This window comes from Dickeya sp. CFBP 2040 (genome assembly GCF_012273755.1).
GTDB classification, from domain to species: domain Bacteria; phylum Pseudomonadota; class Gammaproteobacteria; order Enterobacterales; family Enterobacteriaceae; genus Dickeya; species Dickeya poaceiphila.
Window position 1 is genome coordinate 82,623 of record NZ_JAAVXH010000020.1, and the last position, 17,499, is coordinate 100,121.

At 53.8% G+C, this 17,499-nt stretch carries 14 protein-coding genes and 2 tRNA genes; 2 read left to right on the forward strand and 14 right to left on the reverse strand.

Features of this window, described 5'->3' with window-relative positions; translation table 11 throughout:
* Window positions 1–170: 170 nt before the first annotated feature.
* From Dpoa2040_RS02560 to mtfA, 4 genes are all read right to left on the reverse strand, one after another.
* Window positions 171–2,378 (reverse strand): discoidin domain-containing protein, encoded by a 2,208-nt coding sequence (locus tag Dpoa2040_RS02560; RefSeq protein WP_168640180.1) that lies wholly within the window; start codon window positions 2,376–2,378, stop codon window positions 171–173.
* Between the two features lie 105 nt (window positions 2,379–2,483).
* Window positions 2,484–2,831, reverse strand: coding sequence for a DUF3168 domain-containing protein (locus tag Dpoa2040_RS02565; protein ID WP_168640181.1), 348 nt, complete (start codon window positions 2,829–2,831; stop codon window positions 2,484–2,486).
* Between the two features lie 735 nt (window positions 2,832–3,566).
* Window positions 3,567–3,642: transfer RNA gene (locus Dpoa2040_RS02570), tRNA-Asn, on the reverse strand.
* Between the two features lie 109 nt (window positions 3,643–3,751).
* Window positions 3,752–4,543 carry a DgsA anti-repressor MtfA gene (gene mtfA, locus Dpoa2040_RS02575; RefSeq protein ID WP_168640182.1) on the reverse strand — a complete coding sequence of 264 codons (792 nt, stop codon included), beginning with the start codon at window positions 4,541–4,543 and terminating at the stop codon, window positions 3,752–3,754.
* 94 nt (window positions 4,544–4,637) lie between these two features.
* On the opposite strand from mtfA, the gene Dpoa2040_RS02580 reads away from it, so the two are divergent.
* Both Dpoa2040_RS02580 and Dpoa2040_RS02585 read left to right on the forward strand, forming a co-directional pair.
* Window positions 4,638–4,727, forward strand: a tRNA-Ser gene (locus tag Dpoa2040_RS02580).
* A gap of 410 nt (window positions 4,728–5,137) precedes the next feature.
* The gene (locus Dpoa2040_RS02585; RefSeq protein ID WP_168640183.1) at window positions 5,138–6,076 is read left to right on the forward strand and encodes a LysR family transcriptional regulator; all 939 of its coding nucleotides are present in this window, start codon (window positions 5,138–5,140) and stop codon (window positions 6,074–6,076) included.
* Here Dpoa2040_RS02585 and mdcH read toward each other — a convergent pair.
* The 10 genes from mdcH to Dpoa2040_RS02635 all read right to left on the reverse strand — a co-directional run bounded on the left by mdcH (window position 6,060) and on the right by Dpoa2040_RS02635 (window position 17,499).
* Window positions 6,060–6,968, reverse strand: a complete 909-nt coding sequence (gene mdcH / locus Dpoa2040_RS02590; protein WP_168640184.1) for a malonate decarboxylase subunit epsilon — start codon at window positions 6,966–6,968, stop codon at window positions 6,060–6,062. The two genes, Dpoa2040_RS02585 and mdcH, sit on opposite strands and share 17 nt — an antisense overlap.
* Window position 6,969: 1 nt before the next feature.
* Window positions 6,970–7,587, reverse strand: a complete 618-nt coding sequence (locus Dpoa2040_RS02595) for a malonate decarboxylase holo-ACP synthase (RefSeq protein WP_168640185.1) — start codon at window positions 7,585–7,587, stop codon at window positions 6,970–6,972.
* Between the two features lie 3 nt (window positions 7,588–7,590).
* Entirely contained in the window at window positions 7,591–8,550 is a 960-nt protein-coding gene (locus Dpoa2040_RS02600) for an AEC family transporter (RefSeq protein WP_042869906.1), read from the reverse strand.
* A gap of 245 nt (window positions 8,551–8,795) precedes the next feature.
* Window positions 8,796–9,596: a biotin-independent malonate decarboxylase subunit gamma gene (gene mdcE / locus Dpoa2040_RS02605; RefSeq protein WP_168640186.1), complete on the reverse strand. Its 801-nt coding sequence runs from the start codon at window positions 9,594–9,596 to the stop codon at window positions 8,796–8,798.
* A complete protein-coding gene (locus Dpoa2040_RS02610; protein ID WP_168640187.1) occupies window positions 9,593–10,426 on the reverse strand; it encodes a biotin-independent malonate decarboxylase subunit beta in 834 nt (277 codons plus the stop codon). Before Dpoa2040_RS02610 ends, mdcE begins: the two co-directional genes overlap by 4 nt.
* Window positions 10,419–10,718: a malonate decarboxylase acyl carrier protein gene (gene mdcC, locus Dpoa2040_RS02615; protein ID WP_042869903.1), complete on the reverse strand. Its 300-nt coding sequence runs from the start codon at window positions 10,716–10,718 to the stop codon at window positions 10,419–10,421. The genes Dpoa2040_RS02610 and mdcC overlap by 8 nt, the downstream gene beginning before the upstream one ends.
* Window positions 10,719–10,836: 118 nt before the next feature.
* Window positions 10,837–12,492, reverse strand: a complete 1,656-nt coding sequence (mdcA, locus tag Dpoa2040_RS02620; protein WP_168640188.1) for a malonate decarboxylase subunit alpha — start codon at window positions 12,490–12,492, stop codon at window positions 10,837–10,839.
* Window positions 12,493–12,905: 413 nt separating this feature from the next.
* Complete coding sequence (locus Dpoa2040_RS02625) at window positions 12,906–13,883, reverse strand: chemotaxis protein (protein ID WP_168640189.1); 978 nt, start codon at window positions 13,881–13,883, stop codon at window positions 12,906–12,908.
* Window positions 13,884–14,740: 857 nt separating this feature from the next.
* The gene (locus tag Dpoa2040_RS02630; RefSeq protein ID WP_168640190.1) at window positions 14,741–15,640 is read right to left on the reverse strand and encodes an alpha/beta hydrolase; all 900 of its coding nucleotides are present in this window, start codon (window positions 15,638–15,640) and stop codon (window positions 14,741–14,743) included.
* A 68-nt stretch (window positions 15,641–15,708) separates the two neighbouring features.
* Window positions 15,709–17,499, reverse strand: a complete 1,791-nt coding sequence (locus Dpoa2040_RS02635; RefSeq protein WP_168640191.1) for an ABC transporter ATP-binding protein — start codon at window positions 17,497–17,499, stop codon at window positions 15,709–15,711.

A 17,499-nucleotide genomic window follows, 5' to 3' on the forward strand; every position in this document is an offset into this window, starting at 1 on the left:
GGCAACCTCCATTGCGGTCAGTAATCGAGTCGATATGCCAGCATAATCGGTTGAATGTCAGTTTCTGATAACAACAGGTAAGATTTTGTGGCGAATATGCGTTAATACGTATGAAAAAAGCGGACTGAAAATATCAGCCCGCCCGTATAGCCATGAATACCACTCAAATTTTACGGTTGTTGATAGGCCAGCTTGTAGTTACCTGCCGCCACGGTCTTAAACGTCACTTTATCTCGGTACCAGCGGATTTCCACTTCGGCAGGAGTCTGTAGTTTCCAACTACTAGCAGCATCGTAGTTGAACGACAGACTATCCACGCTAGCCATATCACTACTTGCAGATGGTAAATCCAACGCGATTGCTATGCCGATTCGATCAGGAATCTTCGCCGTATCGTTGAACAAAAGCGCCCATTGTTCAGCGGTGACACTATTAAATACAGTGCTGGACATTCCTGATGCAAGCAATACACTGGCGCTATCTGTCGTTAATCCGCCGATATTCACCCATTGGCTGCCATTGAATGCAAACCAATCGACCATATTACGTGATACTGCTACCGAAACCTTTCCTGCACCGCCCAGCGCCGAAGTCAACGTCGCCGAATTCAATTTTTGCCAATCGGAGGTAGAATAAGCACTCTTTCCAATGATTATTTGCGGTTTCTTTGGCGTATATAACGTATAAGCGGTTGAACCTGATACCGCCGTCACTACACTGATGGGTAATTTACCGTTCAGTTCAGATGCCGGAATATCGCCTGAATAGGTAAACCCCGACTGAGTAAAATCGCCTTCCGATACAGGAGTGGTAACAGGTGACAAAGTGCCGTTTACAGATGTGTAATAAACTCCCTGAGCATCGCGGAGCAGAATAGAACCCGCACCCAAAAGCTCAAACTCACCCACTGAAGTGAATGACTGCAGATTTCCTGTATTGGTATCCGTAATATACAGGCGATAACGAGAGAAACTGACTGGTTGATTTAGTTGAAAAAATCGGACTTGCCCTGGAATATCTCGAGTATCGTTTGTAACACTGTGGAGATCAGTCCATGTTGTGCCATCATTCGAACCCTGCAATTTCCAGGATTTCGGGCTGTTTGAAAACCCTTTCCAGTTGCGGGTCGCCATCGAATACCCGGCAATTGGCGTCACCGATGGAAGTTGAATAGCTATCCATTGTGGGAAGGATGCAGTAGGCTGTGAAGCACTTAGCCAGGCCGATGCAGTCGTCGTACTCGAATTTGTCTTGTCGAATGCTTTATATGCTACAGAAGTGACATTCGGATCGGTCGAGTTTGAAGAAGCGCTGGCAATGTAACCTGTCGGCAAAGTGTTAGATGTCATCGCCGGAATAACTGATTTTGACGAGAATGCAGATACGGCCAATTTACTTCCATCCGCACGAATGACTGCTGAATAGAAATTACCATCAGACGACATACCGTATGCTTCCCCCATATAAGGGTGAACGCTACCGTCAAACTGCACGGCCTCAGATTGATAATAAAATGCCGAACTGGTGGCTGAAAATGCATCAAAAAGATAACTCTGATTAGCAGTGCCGTTTTCTTCTTTCAGCGCAAATGCACTGAGGCCGTAACCACTCTGCCCCGACAAAGAAAACGTATAATTCTGCCCAGCTATCGCTCCATTTGCGCTAATTACTGTATAACCATTTCCATTTCCGCTTCCACTGTTACCGCCCCCTGTCACACTGACAATAAGTTGGTTGTTGCTTGTATCATAATTCAGCGAAACGCCCTGCCCGGCTGCCAGTGTCGCCAGCAGTACCTTGCGTACCGCATCGGCAAAGTCGGTAATCTGGGATGCAGTATGGGTATGATTAGCCAGATCAGACTTATGCACCACATCGCTCAGCCCAAGATTGGCGACAAACTGGGCTTTGTCCGGAATATCCGCGCCATTGAGGGTCTTGTCCATCATCCGGCTGACCGCGTCGGTCAAATCCGGCAGTGTTTTCACCACCACATTCTTGCCGTTGCTATCCGTCAGGGTCACCTGCCCATGTTCGGTCAGCACCTGTTTCCATTGCGTCAGTTGGGACTGATAACCGGCCAGCATCGCCGCAATCTGCGCCACATACGCGGCATGATCAAAGCTGTCGCCGCTGCCAAACACCGGAATGGCGTAGTGCACGCCATTTTCAGTGCAGCCACAATATTCGCTGGCCAGCACCAGTTCGGTATCCGACACAACTGAGGCAATTTCATAAATCCTGATACTGCAGTCGGTAAATATCAGCAGCATCCCTCCTGCTGATACACCATTATTTTTATCCGCCCAAAGCGTATTATTTCCCAGCACCACTTTACTGCCAGAAAATAGCGATAAACTACCTGATTTATACCACATAACCCTTTCCTTCACTTAAATAGAGAGTAGCTTCCCCGTCACAAGATAAATTGCGCTCCAGGGAATCAGCTGATTTAATACGAATGAATTTATATCGCTCAACGATTAACGTGAAAGCATCACTTCCAGCGTCATACGGAATTGTTCATATTCCACATCAAAATCGTTATATTCAGCCGTTTTATTCGGAGCCAATACTGCCAGCGCAGTTCTGACCTGCTCACGCAATGCGCGGGCGGCCGCTACCGAGTGGGCATAACAATCCACACTGACAGTCACCTGCTGACCAGCCAGCTGCTGCGAGGCGTTGTAATTGTTTTCCTGACTCAGCGAGAAAAGGATAAATGAGTGCTTATGATGGGGGGCATGATAATCACAGCAGGGTACGGCATACGCATAAACACGCCCATTAACCAATTTACCCAGCAGTGGATAGATATCTTCTTCAGTCATTTCAGCAAACCTTATTTGATAATAAATAGAATTGAATTTATTTCTATTAACAGAAAATAGTTACCTTGAAGCGCTTATCGCTTCGGTTATTATCATAAGTGTTTTTATGACTATGATTCTCGCTTCAATTGTTGTTACACTAATCAAACATAAAATTATAGATAAATTTATTGAATGACAAATATCTCGACAGGGATCGGTCTAATAAGCACTGGAACAACGAGCCAATCGTGCTGCTCAGCAGCGAAAAATGAAGAGAATACATCCTCCATGAATTCCGATGCATTTTAGATGCTGAAATTCAGGAAATAATAATGCCTGAGGAGTCCCTTAATTTAACAACTGCGTTAAAAATAAATTATTCGCTCCCAATTTAAGCATACTCAGTTAGTTTCTGGTTATTTTTTCCGAGCGGATGACAATATGGCGATGTTCTTTCAGCCGGGCAAAATAACGTTCAACGAGATTGCGCTTTTTGTACCATCAGATATCAAGTTTACGCCGTTTATCCCGGCTGACTTTTCAGTCTCGTCGGTTTTATCGAGCTTATATGCATGATGGCTACCTCCAACTACTGGTAAAAACGAAATCGAACCCGCTTTACCCGTATTTTTACCAGCAAATGGGTATGGCTTCGAGTAGTTTTGAAGGGATGAGGGTGAACCTAAAGAAGGGGATAACTCATTGATAAAAAGCAAAAAAGCAGACGTCAGTGAACGTCTGCTTTCTTTAAATTGGCTCCTCTGACTGGACTCGAACCAGTGACATACGGATTAACAGTCCGCCGTTCTACCGACTGAACTACAGAGGAATCGTTTGAACGGGGCGCATCTTATCTGTGGTGGCATTACGCTGTCAACGGGCAAAACCGACATTCCGTACTGACTGCTTGGCTTCTGTACAATCTGCAGTATTCATCATCAGTGAGGAGATAAATCGACCTGAGCCTGATTCGCTTGCCAGCGCTGCAACCGCTCCAGTGGGTTCTGACGATAGAAACCGCAAAAATTCTGGTATACCGCCGGGAAACGCTCCGCCAGCAGGTCTGGAGCGCTGAAGAAATATTCAGACAGTACAGCAAAGCACTCTGCAAGGTCAGCTGCGGCATAGGCATCCATGCTGGCGGCGTCTTCTCCTGTCAGATCGATTTCCTCCCGCAGCGCTTCCATTGCCGCATGAAGGGTCTGCTCCCAGCGCGCCACATCGCGCAACGGCATCGTGGGCACACCGGATGGACGGTCATTACCACGCATATCCAGTTTATGCGCCACTTCGTGGATAACCAGATTGAAACCCGAAAGATCAAATGAATCCTGAATTTCCAGCCAGTTGAGCACAACAGGCCCTTGATCCCAGCTCTGTCCAGACTGAACGCTGGGACCGCTATGCACCAGACCGAACTCATCCATCCATTCGCCATTCACTGTAAAAGGTTCAGGGTGAATCAGCACATCATGAAAACCATCCAGCCATTCAATGCCCAATTCCAACACCGGGAGCGAAAACAATAGTGCGATGCGTTGAGCCATCAGTTTGGTCAGCACCAGTCCCTGCAACGGCACCAGATTCTTTTGGCGCAAAAATTGTCTGGCCACCGTGATGAGGTGCTGGCGTTCATTTTCTGCCAGCGGTGTTAGCAGTGGGATCGACAGCGCCTGCTGCCAATCCGAAAATGTATCGGGAGTAAGGGATTTCCATTGCCACTTCATCATGGTGTTGCTCGCTAAGTCATCACTTGAATTCAAAGGCGTCGGTTTGATCTTGTTAACAGGCCACAAAACAGGGCATCATAAGCGCCACTTTCGCGGAGAGATGCCGGAGCGGCTGAACGGACCAGTCTCGAAAACTGGAGTAGGGGCAACTCTACCGGGGGTTCAAATCCCCCTCTCTCCGCCAATTTTCAAAAAAAATTAATAAACCAAACAGCACTCCTGATTTATTCCCGCATAAAGTCGTACCTAAAACAGTCGCTTAAAATGGCTTTTTACGTCTATCCCGACTGTTTTTATCATTGTTTTTATCATGTAGTACCCTGCCGGGCATCCACTTTTATCCTGCTTCGCTCACACCCTCAAAATAAATCATGTTTAAGTCGTTATCTCAGCGCCAAAGTCGGTATGCGGCATGAGGTATCTGAACGGCCACAAGCAGCCCGGCATGATTGTAGCGGACCGGATAATCCAGGCGTCAGTTGACAGACATAAGACTAAAACAGCGCCTGACTCCCCTTTTGCTGCATATTACAGGTACAATTCTTATCATCTCCTCAATGACCATCCACAGCGCAATAAAACAATGAGTCCGACATGTTAAAAGACGGCGACCTCACGTTCCGCAAACTTGAAATTTTCAAGACATTCATGGAGACCGGTAATATCACCCGCACCGCTGAACTGCTTGGGCTTAGCGGCGTCAGCGTACATCGGGCGCTGCATACGCTGGAGGAAAGCGTGCGCTGTCCGCTGTTTATCCATAAGGGACGCAATCTGGTGGCGTTGCCGGCGGCTCACACACTGCTGGAATACAGTCAGGAAGCGATGTTGCTGATGAAACGAGGACTGGAGGAAACCCGCAAAACCGCAGGTGTCGGTCAGGGACGGTTACGCATCGGAACACTGTATTCGCTGACGCTGGAAACCGTGCCGCGGCTGATTATGGGCATCAAGCTGCGCCGCCCGGATCTGGAACTGGATTTAACCATGGGGTCGAATCAGCGCCTGCTCGCCATGCTGGATGACCAACAACTGGACGCGATTCTCATCTCACTGTCTGACAATACTATCGACCGTAATCAACTGGAATTCCTGCCGCTGTTTGAAGACGACATCTGCCTGGCGGCGCCAGCTAGCGTGAAGCTGGATACTCATCAACCGGCGGACCTGCGTGACTTTCATCACCAGCAGTTTGTTTCGCTATCCGAAGGGTTCGCTACCTATGCTGGTTTTCAGGAAGCGTTCCACATCGCCGGGTTCGAACCGGAAATCGTCACACGGGTAGACGACATTTTTTCCATGCTGAGTCTGGTGCAGGCCGGTATCGGCTTTACCCTGATTCCCGAACGGATGAAAAAAGTGTACGAGAACGATGTACAGTTGCTGAAACTGGCACCGCCCTATCAGATGCGCCAGCTTATCGCCATCGTGTTCGCCCGCAACCGCGAGCATGACCCGAATCTGCTGGCACTGGTGGCAGAAGGCCGCATGTACGCCCGTAGCCTGAACGCTGCCGTTACCCCTGTGCCCTGATCTGAGCGGCGCGGTGGACCACCACATCAATGCCGCTGTGCGCCAGAGCATACGCTTCGGCACGGTTGAACGCCTGCTTAGCCAGACAACTCAGCACGCCGCCCGGCGGCATCTCAATCGCCAGCCGGACGTCACGTTCTTCTGCCGCCACCATAGCGTCGTGCCAGCGCACCGTACGCGCCATGTTGAGCGCCAGATCGTCTGCGATGCGTTCCGGCTGCCAGATGACGCGAGCGGAGCTGCCGCTCAGGTAGCTGCACTGCGCAGGCGACAGTGTAACAGTGGTCATTGCCGCCGCCAGTTGTCTGGCGGGTACATCCAACAGCGCACAATGCGACGGCACACTAACCTGCAAGCGCTGCACCCGACTGGCACCTAGCTGTAACGCCTGTTCCGCTACCTGCGCCATACTTTCATCACTGCCTGCAATCACGATTTGTCGTTCAGCATTCAGATTGGCGATATATGCGCCACTGCCTATCAGCAACGCCTCTACTTGCGACTGACTCAGCCCCATGATGGCGGTAAGACCATATCCTTGCGGATACGCCTGCTCCATCAGGTCGCCGCGCAACGCCACCAGACGTAACGCATCATCAAAGCGCAATACCCCGGCGACCACCGCTGCCGGAAACGCGCCAATCGACAAGCCGCTGACCATATCCGGCATCAGACCGCGCGCCATTAGCGCTCTGGCCCAGGCAACGCCCGTTATCAGCAGGCACAGTTGTACCGCACGGGTATGACGCAGTGCCTGCGGACTATCCAGTTGGTAAACCTCATCTCCCAGCACGTCAGCCGCTTCATCCAACACGCAAGAATCGGCAGGCAACTGCTGCAACATCCCGGCCTGCTGCGCCCCTTGTCCAGGGAAAGTAAACAGAATCTTCATCTCACCGCTCCATTGCCCACGGATCGCTGACCCGCTGCGGGCCGTGGTCGGTTTTTAACAGCACCTGTCCGTCTCGCAGCCATTCGGCCAGTGCGAAACCACCGTTGGGAGTTTCTACTTGCGTATCGGCCCGGCATAACGGCGATGACGACAGCAGTTGTTGCCAGTGCGCCAGCGCGTCGCGGTCCAATGCCTGAGGCGCACGAATCAGCAGGTCGAGATCGCTGGCTGCATGTAGCACCGGCATTTGGGTTGCCAGCGCGTATCCCGTACCACCGGTTACTCCCCATTGCCACGGCCAGCACTGCTGCGCCAGTTGAATAGCGACCTGCACCGGCGGCTGGGATACAAACGGCGAATGCAATAACGACGACAGGCCGCACAGCATTTCCGGCGTCACCACCCGAACAATGCATTCTGCCCTCACCCACCCGCCAGCGCGCTGGTCACGGCGCAGGCCGCGCACCCCGACCGGAATGCGTCCGGTCGGGTCAACGTCACGCCGCACTACCACCGGCAAAGCCGGCTGCCATTGGCTGTCCACCCAGGGCGCATCGATATCCTCCAGCGCTCCGCGGGACGCCAGCCATAACAGATCATGCGGACGTGTCGTTACCATGGTTTACATTCCTGAGGTCAATGTAATAAACAGCGGCAGTGACAGGATACAAAGTACTGAACTTAACAGCAGCACTGCTTCTGCATCCGGCGACTGCACGCCAAACCGGTTACCGAAAACCACACCGAAAAAACCGGCTGACAGTGCAATCATCAGAATCGCGGTGATTGCGACCGAACCGTGCAGCCCTAAAACCAGCACCACAGCCCACGCCAGCGCCGGTTGAATCAACAACTTGGCTAACACCGCGGTAGTGACCATCGGGTTGATTTTCAGCTGACGCGCCGAGAGGATCACCCCGGTCAGGAACAGCGCGGCAGCGGTAGCGGCCAGCCCCAACGGTTTGATCGCCGCCAGCAGCAATTCCGGCATACGAATACCAATGGCGGACAGTACCACACCCAGCAACGGCCCCAGCACAATCGGTTTTTTCAGCGAACGCCACATCAATACCGGCAACATCGAAAGCGTAGAGTGCTGGCTGCCGCCAGATGCACGCGCCTTTTCACGCTCCAGAATCAGCAGGCAAAACGGCGTCATCAATACCGAACCACAGGCAATAGAAACCGCCACTGACAGTGATGTCGATGAGCCATCGCCCAATACGCTGCCGAGGATTGGCAAACCGAGAGCCGCGTAGTTGGGCAGCGCCACAGTGAGCGTCAGCACCGCGGCATCCTGCGGTGTTTTATGAAACACCTTAACAGCCAGAAAATAGATGGCGGCATAGGTTATCCACATCGCCAGCGTCAGTACCACGATCAGCGGCGACTGCTGGGCAATGCCGGCCCAGGGTGTTTGCACCGTGGCGCTAAACAGCGCCGCCGGCAGCGCAAAATCCATGACGAAAATGTTGAGCAGCGCAACGTTCTTGTTATCCACCAATTTGGCTTTGCCAGCCCAAAATCCCAACAGCATGATGATAAAAATCGGCGCAAGGGCATGAACAATTACATAAGTCATATCGTATTCACCTGTAATAAAAGAGTATCAGTTCCAGCGCGATGGTTTGGCTTGTGTCCCGCATCATTGCCGGTACAACGCCGTTTTTTTCAGACAACCGTTTTTTCAGACAAAAGGGGTCTGCAGGCGCTTCCTGTAGCGCCTGATCCGGTTATCTGGCAGGTCTCTTTATTGGCTTACCGAATAGGTGGCCGCCGCGGATGAACACGCCGACCACCAATGTGTGACTTACCCGCGAACGCGGCTTACCACTGCGCGCGCATCCGCTCACGCACGTGCAAAGAGCTGCGGCGGTTGTCCGCGCCCAGTCGCGTTTTCAGCGATGAGTCGCGGCGGGCATCGGTCACCGCCTGTTGTAATGCGGCTGTGACCTGAGCCAGATCGTCGGCGGACGGCGCATCCGGATTGTCGATATCCAATAGCGTCGCCAGCAATCCCAGCGTGGCGTAGTTGCGAATGTCATACGCCATCGGTGGAATTGTGGCGGCCAGCTTTTCCAGGTCTTCCACACTTCTGAGCGTGATACGTGCCGCAGACGCTTTGCCCATGGCGTGAATCTGTACTTCCGGGTCATTAAAGGCGATCAGTCGGTTGGCCTGATAGCCGTGAGCCAGAAACGCGCCGGACATTGCCTTACCGACAATCAGCCCGATAACCGGGTGACCGGCAAGACGCGCCTGGGCGTAAGCCCCTGCCGACGCCGCCAGCGCCTGATGGATGCCGAATGCCTCTTCCCGGCGGCCATACGCCTGACTGGGTACATCGATAACCGCCACAATAGGCCGTTTCTTATCGCTATTGCGGTCGGCTGCCAGCGTCTCATGCACCACCTTCGCCAGTGTCCAGCCCTCCAGCAGCCCCACTTCACCCTTTACCGCACGCGGGTAGTGGTTATTCGCATCCGGAACCACAGCAATAAAACGCACCGGCTCACCGGCGAGACTGCCGTCAGCTACCTGTACCGACGGGCACAATCCGGTCAGTCGCGGTTTTCCGGGTGCCAGCGCGTCCAGCCATAGCGCGCCACGATGTGCTACCTGACTCATGGGTTTACCTCCCCGAAAAGCTGTTGGATCTGTTGCGTGTCGGCCTGTACTTGCGTATCAGCGTTAGTAAGCCGCGCCAGATACCATGCATAGTTATCCGAACGGTGTTGCGCCGGTACGCCGCTGGCGAGCGCGTCATTCACCGCCTGTTTGACCGCGTTCACGCCGTCAGCCACCAGACTGTCAGCCAGGCCGCTGCGGTAACGGATTTCCCCGCCGGTCATGCTCCAGATAAACGGGCGGTCACGCGAGTCGTACTCGGCAATACCCGCTTCCTGTTCAATCACCTGCGGCCCGTTAAGGCCAAGACGCGCTTCGCGGGTAACGATCAGATGGCTGCACAGCGCAGCGGCTATCGACATACCGCCAAAGCAGCCCACCGTGCCGGCGATGATGCCAATAACCGGCGTATAACGACGCAGGTCAACAATCGCGGCATGGATATCGGCAATCGCCGCCAGTCCCAGATTGGCTTCCTGTAAACGGACGCCACCGGTTTCCAGGCACAGAATCGCCTGCGTCGGAATACCGTTACGTTGGTCTTCTGCGGCCAGTTCCAGCGCAGCAGCCATCTTGGCCCCGGAGACTTCGCCCATACTGCCGCCTTGAAACGCCCCTTCAATGGCGATCACCACCGTCTGTTTGCCCTGTAGCGTGCCTTTCGCCACCACCATGCCGTCGTCAGACTGCACCACAATCCCCTGAGGTCCCAGCCACGGAGACACGATGCCGTCAAACGGGCCGAGCAATTCGCGGTAGCTGCCCTCATCCAGCAAGGCGTGAGCGCGCTCCCGCGCTTTAAGCTCGATAAAACTGTGGTCGTCACGCATAGCTCACCCCTTCAAAAACCTGTTCAATACGGATGCGTGCCACACCCGGCGTGGCGCCAAAATCATGAATCGTCATGGTGCCGGCAGTCAGGCTGCCGAGCGTACTTAACCGGGAAAACAGCGCTTGCCAACGCGCCCGGCTGTTATCCACCGACGTAGTGATGTCGATGGTGAGCGTCTGTCCGGCGTCTGCTATCAGCAGCACTTCCATATCACCGGAGCCCACCACACCCGCCAGTGCGTTGCCGCTGGCCGGGCGAGTCGCCGGGAATGACAATGTAATCTGTTCCATAACACCCTCTTAATCGTATAAAGATGGCTGTGCGATGCCATCAGGCAATAGCGTGGCGGCCAGCAGGTCGGCCTGCTATTGCGCGAACCCGTGTGCATCGGGCTGTCTGCGGTTCTATTTACCAGCTCCGGAATTTCGCCGGCGGGTTGTACAGGCCGCCCGACCATTCCACCAGGTCAGCCACGCTGCCGGCTGCCAGCAGTGAACGGGTCGCCTCCGTACGGCGAATCCCCAAATCTTCCGGGTAGGCCACTTTGCCGCTACGGCGGAATTCCGCTACGCGCTGCGCATCCACCCCCAGCCCGATGTCGGTAATCCCCGCTACCGCCGCTACCATCGCCCGGCGCTCCTCCAGACTGTTGGCGCGATAAAGGTAGGCAATCCCCTCTTCCGTCAGCACATGGGTAACGTCGTCGCCATAAATCATCACCGGCGCCAGCGGCATACCCGCGGCTTTAGCGACGTCCACGGCATCAAGTTTTTCTACAAAGGTCGGTTTGACGCCGGCCTGGAAGGTTTCCACCATTTGCACCACCAGCTTGCGCCCACGCTGCATCGGGTCGGGTTCGTTAATCATCGCCAGCCATGCGGACGTCGCGTGGCGACGGCCATGCGGGTCATGCCCCATGTTGGGCGCGCCGCCGAATCCGGCCAGGCGGCCTTTGGTAACAGTGGATGAGTTGCCCAGTCCATCGACCTGCAATGTCGAACCGATAAACATGTCCACAGCGTACTGCCCTGCCAGTTGGCAAAAGGCGCGGTTGGAGCGCATGGAACCATCGGCGCCGGTGAAGAACACATCTGGCCGGGCAGCAATATAGGCTTCCATCCCCAATTCGCCGCCAAAGCAGTGGACGCTGTCAACCCAGCCGCTTTCAATCGCCGGAATCAGGGTGGGATGGGGGTTGAGGGTCCAGTGTTTACAAATTTTGCCTTTCAGCCCCAGACGCTCGCCATAGGTCGGCAGCAACAGCTCAATCGCCGCGGTATTAAAACCAATACCGTGGTTGAGCGACTGCACCTGATGTTCAGCATAGATACCCTTGATGGCCATCATCGCCATCAGAATGTGCTCTTGTTTGATCAGTCGCGGATCGCGGGTGAACAGTGGCTCGATAAAGAACGGCTTGTCGGCGACAACCACATAATCAATCCAGGAACCGGGAATATCGACGCGCGGCAGATCCGTTTCGTCGTCTACCAGTTCATTGACCTGAGCGATGACGATACCGTCATGGAACGCCGCAGCTTCAACCAGCGCCGGCGTATCTTCGGTACTGGGACCGGTGTACAGGTTGCCTTTGCGGTCGGCTTTATAACCTGCCACCAGCGCCACATTCGGGATCAAGTCAACATACAGGCGGGAATAGAGTTCGATATAGGTATGGATAGCGCCGATTTCCAACGCGCCGTCCTCCAGCAACTGCGAAATACGCAAACTCTGCGTACCTGAGAAGGAGAAATCGAGTTTATGGGCGATGCCTTTCTCAAAAATATCCAGATGCTCGCTGCGCCCAACGCTCGGCATGATCATATGTAAATCATGCACCACCTGCGGATTAACCTCTGCCAGCGAGCGGGAAAGAAAATCAGCCTGCTTCTGGTTATTGCCTTCCAGCACAACCTTATCGCCGGGAGCGATCAATTTTTCCAGCATGGCGGCAAGATGTTCGGTAGGAAGCACCTTGCCCGCAACGGGTATCAGCGCCTTACGACGTTGTTTTTCACTGCGGCGCGTATTCCAGACTCGCGGTGACGTTTGCCCAGACAACATTATTAACCTCCTGATTCAGCTAATCATTTTGATTTGCTTTGGTCTGGTTAAAGTATGTTCTCCGCGCAATACCGCTTCAATCAAGCAGGCATCGCAATCATTAGCTTTAGAGTAAAGATAAGTGGCACGCCATAGCGGATTACCGCGCCAGCACGCTTTCGCCCACGGTTTTTCTTATCAACCCCATGTGGCGCGAATGTGATCGACACCGCGCTTTTAACCGAAGACACGTTCAGTTTGCAGGATACTTACAGCAGCACGGGTCGAGAAGGAAACAAACTGTGTGGACAGCAAGGAAAAATCGCAGGGATGATGACGAAGAATATCGCCCGGAGGACACGCCGCCTGAGGTGAGGCATGTTTATCGGCCCCGTTGCGCAAAAGCAGTCCGGGGCCACGTAGAACCCGTTACATTATCTGGCCGACGCAGGTTTCACGCGATCCACTACTTTGTGAATCGCGGCGGCCAGTTCATTGATTTCGAATTTCGCTACATACGAATCAGCGCCCACATTACGTACGTGGTCTTCGTTAGCGGTACCGGACAGCGAAGAGTGGATAATGACCGGAATACCCTTGAGCGCCTCATCACGTTTGATATTACGCGTCAGCGTAAAACCATCCATTTCCGGCATTTCCAGGTCAGTCAGCACAAAAGCAATCTTATCCGAAATAGGCCGACCTTCCGCCTGTGCTTCCTGCTGCAACGTTTTGATTCTGTTCCAGGCTTCCAGCCCGGTGATATGCATCATGTACGGAATATTCATCACCTTCAGCCCCGTTTCGAGCATCGTTCGCGCGACTTTGGAGTCTTCAGCCACAATCGCCACCGCGCCGGGCTTCAGATGGAAGGTTTTGTCTTCAACGCTTTCAATCTTAATTTCACGCTCAGTTGGAATAATGTCGTGCAGAATCTGCTCCACATCCAACACCAGCGCCAGACGATTGCTCGACGGATCGCTGTCCAGACGCGCAATACTGGTGATATAAGTATTACTTACCCCTGCTTCCGCCGTATTTACCTGACTCCACTCAAGACGAACGATGTCATCAACGGACTCAACCGCAAAAGCCTGGGTGCTGCGTGCATATTCCGTCACCAGCAGGATGTTGCGCCCGGTACTCGCCGCACACCCTACCACCGCCGGAAGATCGATAACGGGAATAATCTGCCCGCGAATATTAATCATACCAAGCATCGGTGGTGTCATACCCGCAGCCTTGGTCAAGGTTGGCATCGGAACGATTTCACGAAGCTTGAACACATTGATACCGAACAGCTCGGATGGCCCTTCACCGGTGGCCGACCCCAAACGGAACAATAACAATTCAAACTTGTTGGACGAGGTAAGATTAGTTCTCTCCTCAATCTCTTTTTGAAATTTATCCATTCTGTCCTCAATGCAAATAATTATTAATGTAATGGTTACAAGGCAACATCGGTAATACAGGCAAATCAGGCTGAACCCTCAACCCCACTCTACGCGATTGCTGGCGCGTTCCAAATAACGCTTACTTCTTATACTTATACACCATCAAAAAGAAAAATATGTGTCTCACGTCATCCGTTACATATTCCTATTTTGAAAAAGTGTAGACTATCGGTCATTTCTCCACCACCTTCCTGCAACAATTGCTCTTGACCTTGTGATAGCCGATGGATTGCGATGAAAACAGATGTTACTGGTATGAATGGTAAGCCTTATCCAGTCTGACGGAACATCACCGTCATGACGGACAAATCAACAAAAATCACACGCTATTCGTATCGTCACACAAAAGCGGTTGATCAATGTGATACATAACATCAGCAACTGAGATCGATTATTAAGGAACATCATCCGTATTAATCGGGTAAAAAGCAGCCTTATTCGCATTCATATCAATAATCACAACAAAAAATGTAACCAAGAGAAAAAATACCCCGGTGACATCCATGCCATCGTTGTTATTAATATAAATAAGTTATAACTAATAAACGCCAAAGCACAGGATTTAACAAAAGCCCTCACTAGAAAGATATCAGAGAATAATACCTCGGTTGATTATCCGCGCGCTCTCGCACTCGCCATCAGTACCTCAAATTAATTCTGATTGCAGATTATCGGCTTTATTTTTTACGTAGATTCGCCCCTGCCAGGCCACAGCCCAACGCGTCAACTCGGCTCCCGACAGAGTAAATACCACTACTATTGAGTTTTATATGGCTTGCTGGTTTTCTGTCTCATGACCGCCTGACATCGACACGTTATTGACGCAGCCAGTTCAGGTAGGCTGACGGCCAGGCTGCAACCGGCGTACCTGGCTTACCCAGCCCAAAACCGTGTCCGCCGACCGGGTAACGCCGCATCTCCACCGGCACCTGCACTCGCTGACAAGCCTGCGCCATGATCAACGTATTATGCGGATCGGACACCATATCATCTTCCGCCTGCACCAAAAAAAACCGCGGCGAGCGCCGCGATACATACGATTGCACCGACCATTCGGCTTCCGCTGCTGGCGTGGCATCTCGTCCCACCAGGACCCGGTGGGTGGCGGTATGCTGATAGGGTTTTTCCAGCGTAATCACCGGGTAGATCAGTGCAGCATGGTCAGCCTGCATCGGCAGAGTATCAAGTTTATCCCGCGGCGTATAAGCAGGGTCATGTCTGAGCGCCGCCATCCCCAACAGATGCCCACCTGCCGAAAACCCCAGCACGCCGACTCGTTGTTCACGGTGGCGAATCAACCGCAATGCGCGCTGTGCATCCTGCAACGCCACACGATTGCCGTCATGCCAACCTTCGCCGGGCAGGCGATACGCCAGCACATACGCCGTATAACCTTGCGACATCAGCCAGGTCGCTGCCGGCCAGGCTTCTTTACCCATTTCGATACGCTGATAGCCGCCGCCAGCCGCCACCAGTATGGCCTGCCCGTTAGGCTTTTCCGGCGAAAACACCTCAAGATAAGGAGCAACGATCTGGCTGAGCGCGCCTCTGGCGCTCAACCGCGCCGCGCCGCCCGGTCCGCCGCCGCCCGGCGGCGCGCCATCCCACAGCCAGATGCGTGGGCGTGGCGTCGGCAATGGCAGGCCCAGCACGCGCCCGGCAGTCAGGGCCACAGCAGTTGCCGAAATAGCGGCAAGAAAACCTCTGCGATTCATGCTGACCACCTCTGTTATACCAATGGATACCCTCATGGTTCAGGATATGTCTTCATGGCCTTTCTGATTCAGGATAATAGCACCAGATGGCCGTCGCCGACCTGCTGATACCGGCGCTCCGGCGGCTGATACCCCACCGGACGCAGTGGGCTGTGTAGTTCATCTGCCTGCATTGACCGGAGAACGCGTTTTTCCGGGTCAGGCACCGGCACGGCGGCCAACAAGCGGCGGGTGTACGGGTGCTGCGGGTGGTTGAATACCGCCTGACGTGGGCCGATCTCCACAATTTCCCCCTGATACATCACCGCCACCCGATGGCTGATGCGCTCTACCACCGCCATATCGTGAGAAATAAACAAATAAGCCAACCCCAGTTGTTGTTGCAGGTCGAGCAGCAGATTGACGATTTGCGCCTTGACGGTCATATCCAGCGCAGAAACCGCTTCGTCGGCGATGATTACCTGCGGATTGAGCGCCAGCGCCCGCGCAATGCATAATCGCTGCCGCTGTCCGCCGGAAAACTGGTGCGGATAACGCTCCGCCATGTCGGCCTGCAATCCCACCTTTTTCAGCAGTTCCGCCACTTTTTGCGGCGCCTGTCGCGCAGACGCCAAACCGTGGCTGATCATCGGCTCGGCAATCGCGCTGCCCACAGTCAGCCGCGGGTTGAGGCTGTCGTACGGGTCCTGAAAAATCATCTGTGCCCGCATCCGCAACCCGGCCAGCGCTGGTTTATCGGCGGTCAGCATATTCTCGCCGCACAGCGACACCGCACCGCCATTCGGTTCCAGTAGTCGTAAGATGGCGCGCCCGGTGGTGGATTTGCCACAGCCGGACTCGCCCACCAGCGATAACGTTTCTCCCGCTTGCAGGCTGAACGAGACGTTTTCCACCGCGTGCACCCGCCCAGTTACCCGCCGTAGCCAGCCGCTTTTCACCTCAAAACGTTTGACCAGACTGCGTACCGCCAGCACCGGCTCTCCCGGTATCACCGTATCTGCCAGCGGTTCGCTGGCCGCTGCCTGCCCAAACAACGCGAACCGTTGCGGCAAGGGGGTATCAGCCATGTCGCCCAACCGCGGCACGGCGGAAAACAGCGTCTTGCTGTACGCATGTTGCGGCGCGCGAAATAACTGCCGAGTATCCGCCATTTCTACGCCTGCGCCGCGATACATCACCATGGTGCGGTCTGCCACTTCCGCTACCACCCCCATGTCGTGGGTGATAAACAGAATCGACATGCCTTCCTCATCCTGCAATGTTTTGATAAGCGAAAGAATTTGCGCCTGAATGGTAACATCCAGCGCCGTAGTAGGCTCATCAACAATCAATAAGCGAGGATTGCAGGCCAGCGCAATGGCGATCACCACCCGCTGGCGCATACCGCCGGAAAAGCTGTGCGGGTATTCGTTCAGCCGGGATCGGGCAGCGGGAATGCGCACTTTTTCCAGCAGACGCACTGCTTGCGCCTGAGCACTGGCGTGGTCCATTCCCCGGTGACGTCGCAATACTTCGCTAATCTGTGTCCCGATTTTCAGTACCGGATTGAGACTGGTCATCGGCTCCTGAAACACCATGCCGATACGATTACCGCGAATGTGCTGCATCTCGCGGGAAGGCAACGTCAGCAGGTCGCGGCCTTCAAACCGCACCCGCCCGCTGGTCTGCACTTGCGATCCGGCCAGCAGACGCATGATGGACAATGCCGTGACGCTTTTACCCGAACCGGACTCACCCACCAACGCCACGGTTTCCCGCTCGCCAATCTCAAATGACAGATCCTGCACCACCCTGAGCCACTCACCATTGACCCGAAACGCGGTGTTCAGTTGTTCAACACACAGCACCGGCTGATTCAC

Coding starts and splice junctions, on each gene's coding strand:
- Dpoa2040_RS02560 (WP_168640180.1), bottom strand. CDS start 2,378: ATGTGGTATAAATCAGGTAGTTTATCGCTATTTTCTGGCAGTAAAGTG.
- Dpoa2040_RS02565 (WP_168640181.1), bottom strand. CDS start 2,831: ATGACTGAAGAAGATATCTATCCACTGCTGGGTAAATTGGTTAATGGG.
- mtfA (WP_168640182.1), bottom strand. CDS start 4,543: ATGATGAAGTGGCAATGGAAATCCCTTACTCCCGATACATTTTCGGAT.
- Dpoa2040_RS02585 (WP_168640183.1), top strand. CDS start 5,138: ATGTTAAAAGACGGCGACCTCACGTTCCGCAAACTTGAAATTTTCAAG.
- mdcH (WP_168640184.1), bottom strand. CDS start 6,968: ATGAAGATTCTGTTTACTTTCCCTGGACAAGGGGCGCAGCAGGCCGGG.
- Dpoa2040_RS02595 (WP_168640185.1), bottom strand. CDS start 7,587: ATGGTAACGACACGTCCGCATGATCTGTTATGGCTGGCGTCCCGCGGA.
- Dpoa2040_RS02600 (WP_042869906.1), bottom strand. CDS start 8,550: ATGACTTATGTAATTGTTCATGCCCTTGCGCCGATTTTTATCATCATG.
- mdcE (WP_168640186.1), bottom strand. CDS start 9,596: ATGAGTCAGGTAGCACATCGTGGCGCGCTATGGCTGGACGCGCTGGCA.
- Dpoa2040_RS02610 (WP_168640187.1), bottom strand. CDS start 10,426: ATGCGTGACGACCACAGTTTTATCGAGCTTAAAGCGCGGGAGCGCGCT.
- mdcC (WP_042869903.1), bottom strand. CDS start 10,718: ATGGAACAGATTACATTGTCATTCCCGGCGACTCGCCCGGCCAGCGGC.
- mdcA (WP_168640188.1), bottom strand. CDS start 12,492: ATGTTGTCTGGGCAAACGTCACCGCGAGTCTGGAATACGCGCCGCAGT.
- Dpoa2040_RS02625 (WP_168640189.1), bottom strand. CDS start 13,883: ATGGATAAATTTCAAAAAGAGATTGAGGAGAGAACTAATCTTACCTCG.
- Dpoa2040_RS02630 (WP_168640190.1), bottom strand. CDS start 15,640: ATGAATCGCAGAGGTTTTCTTGCCGCTATTTCGGCAACTGCTGTGGCC.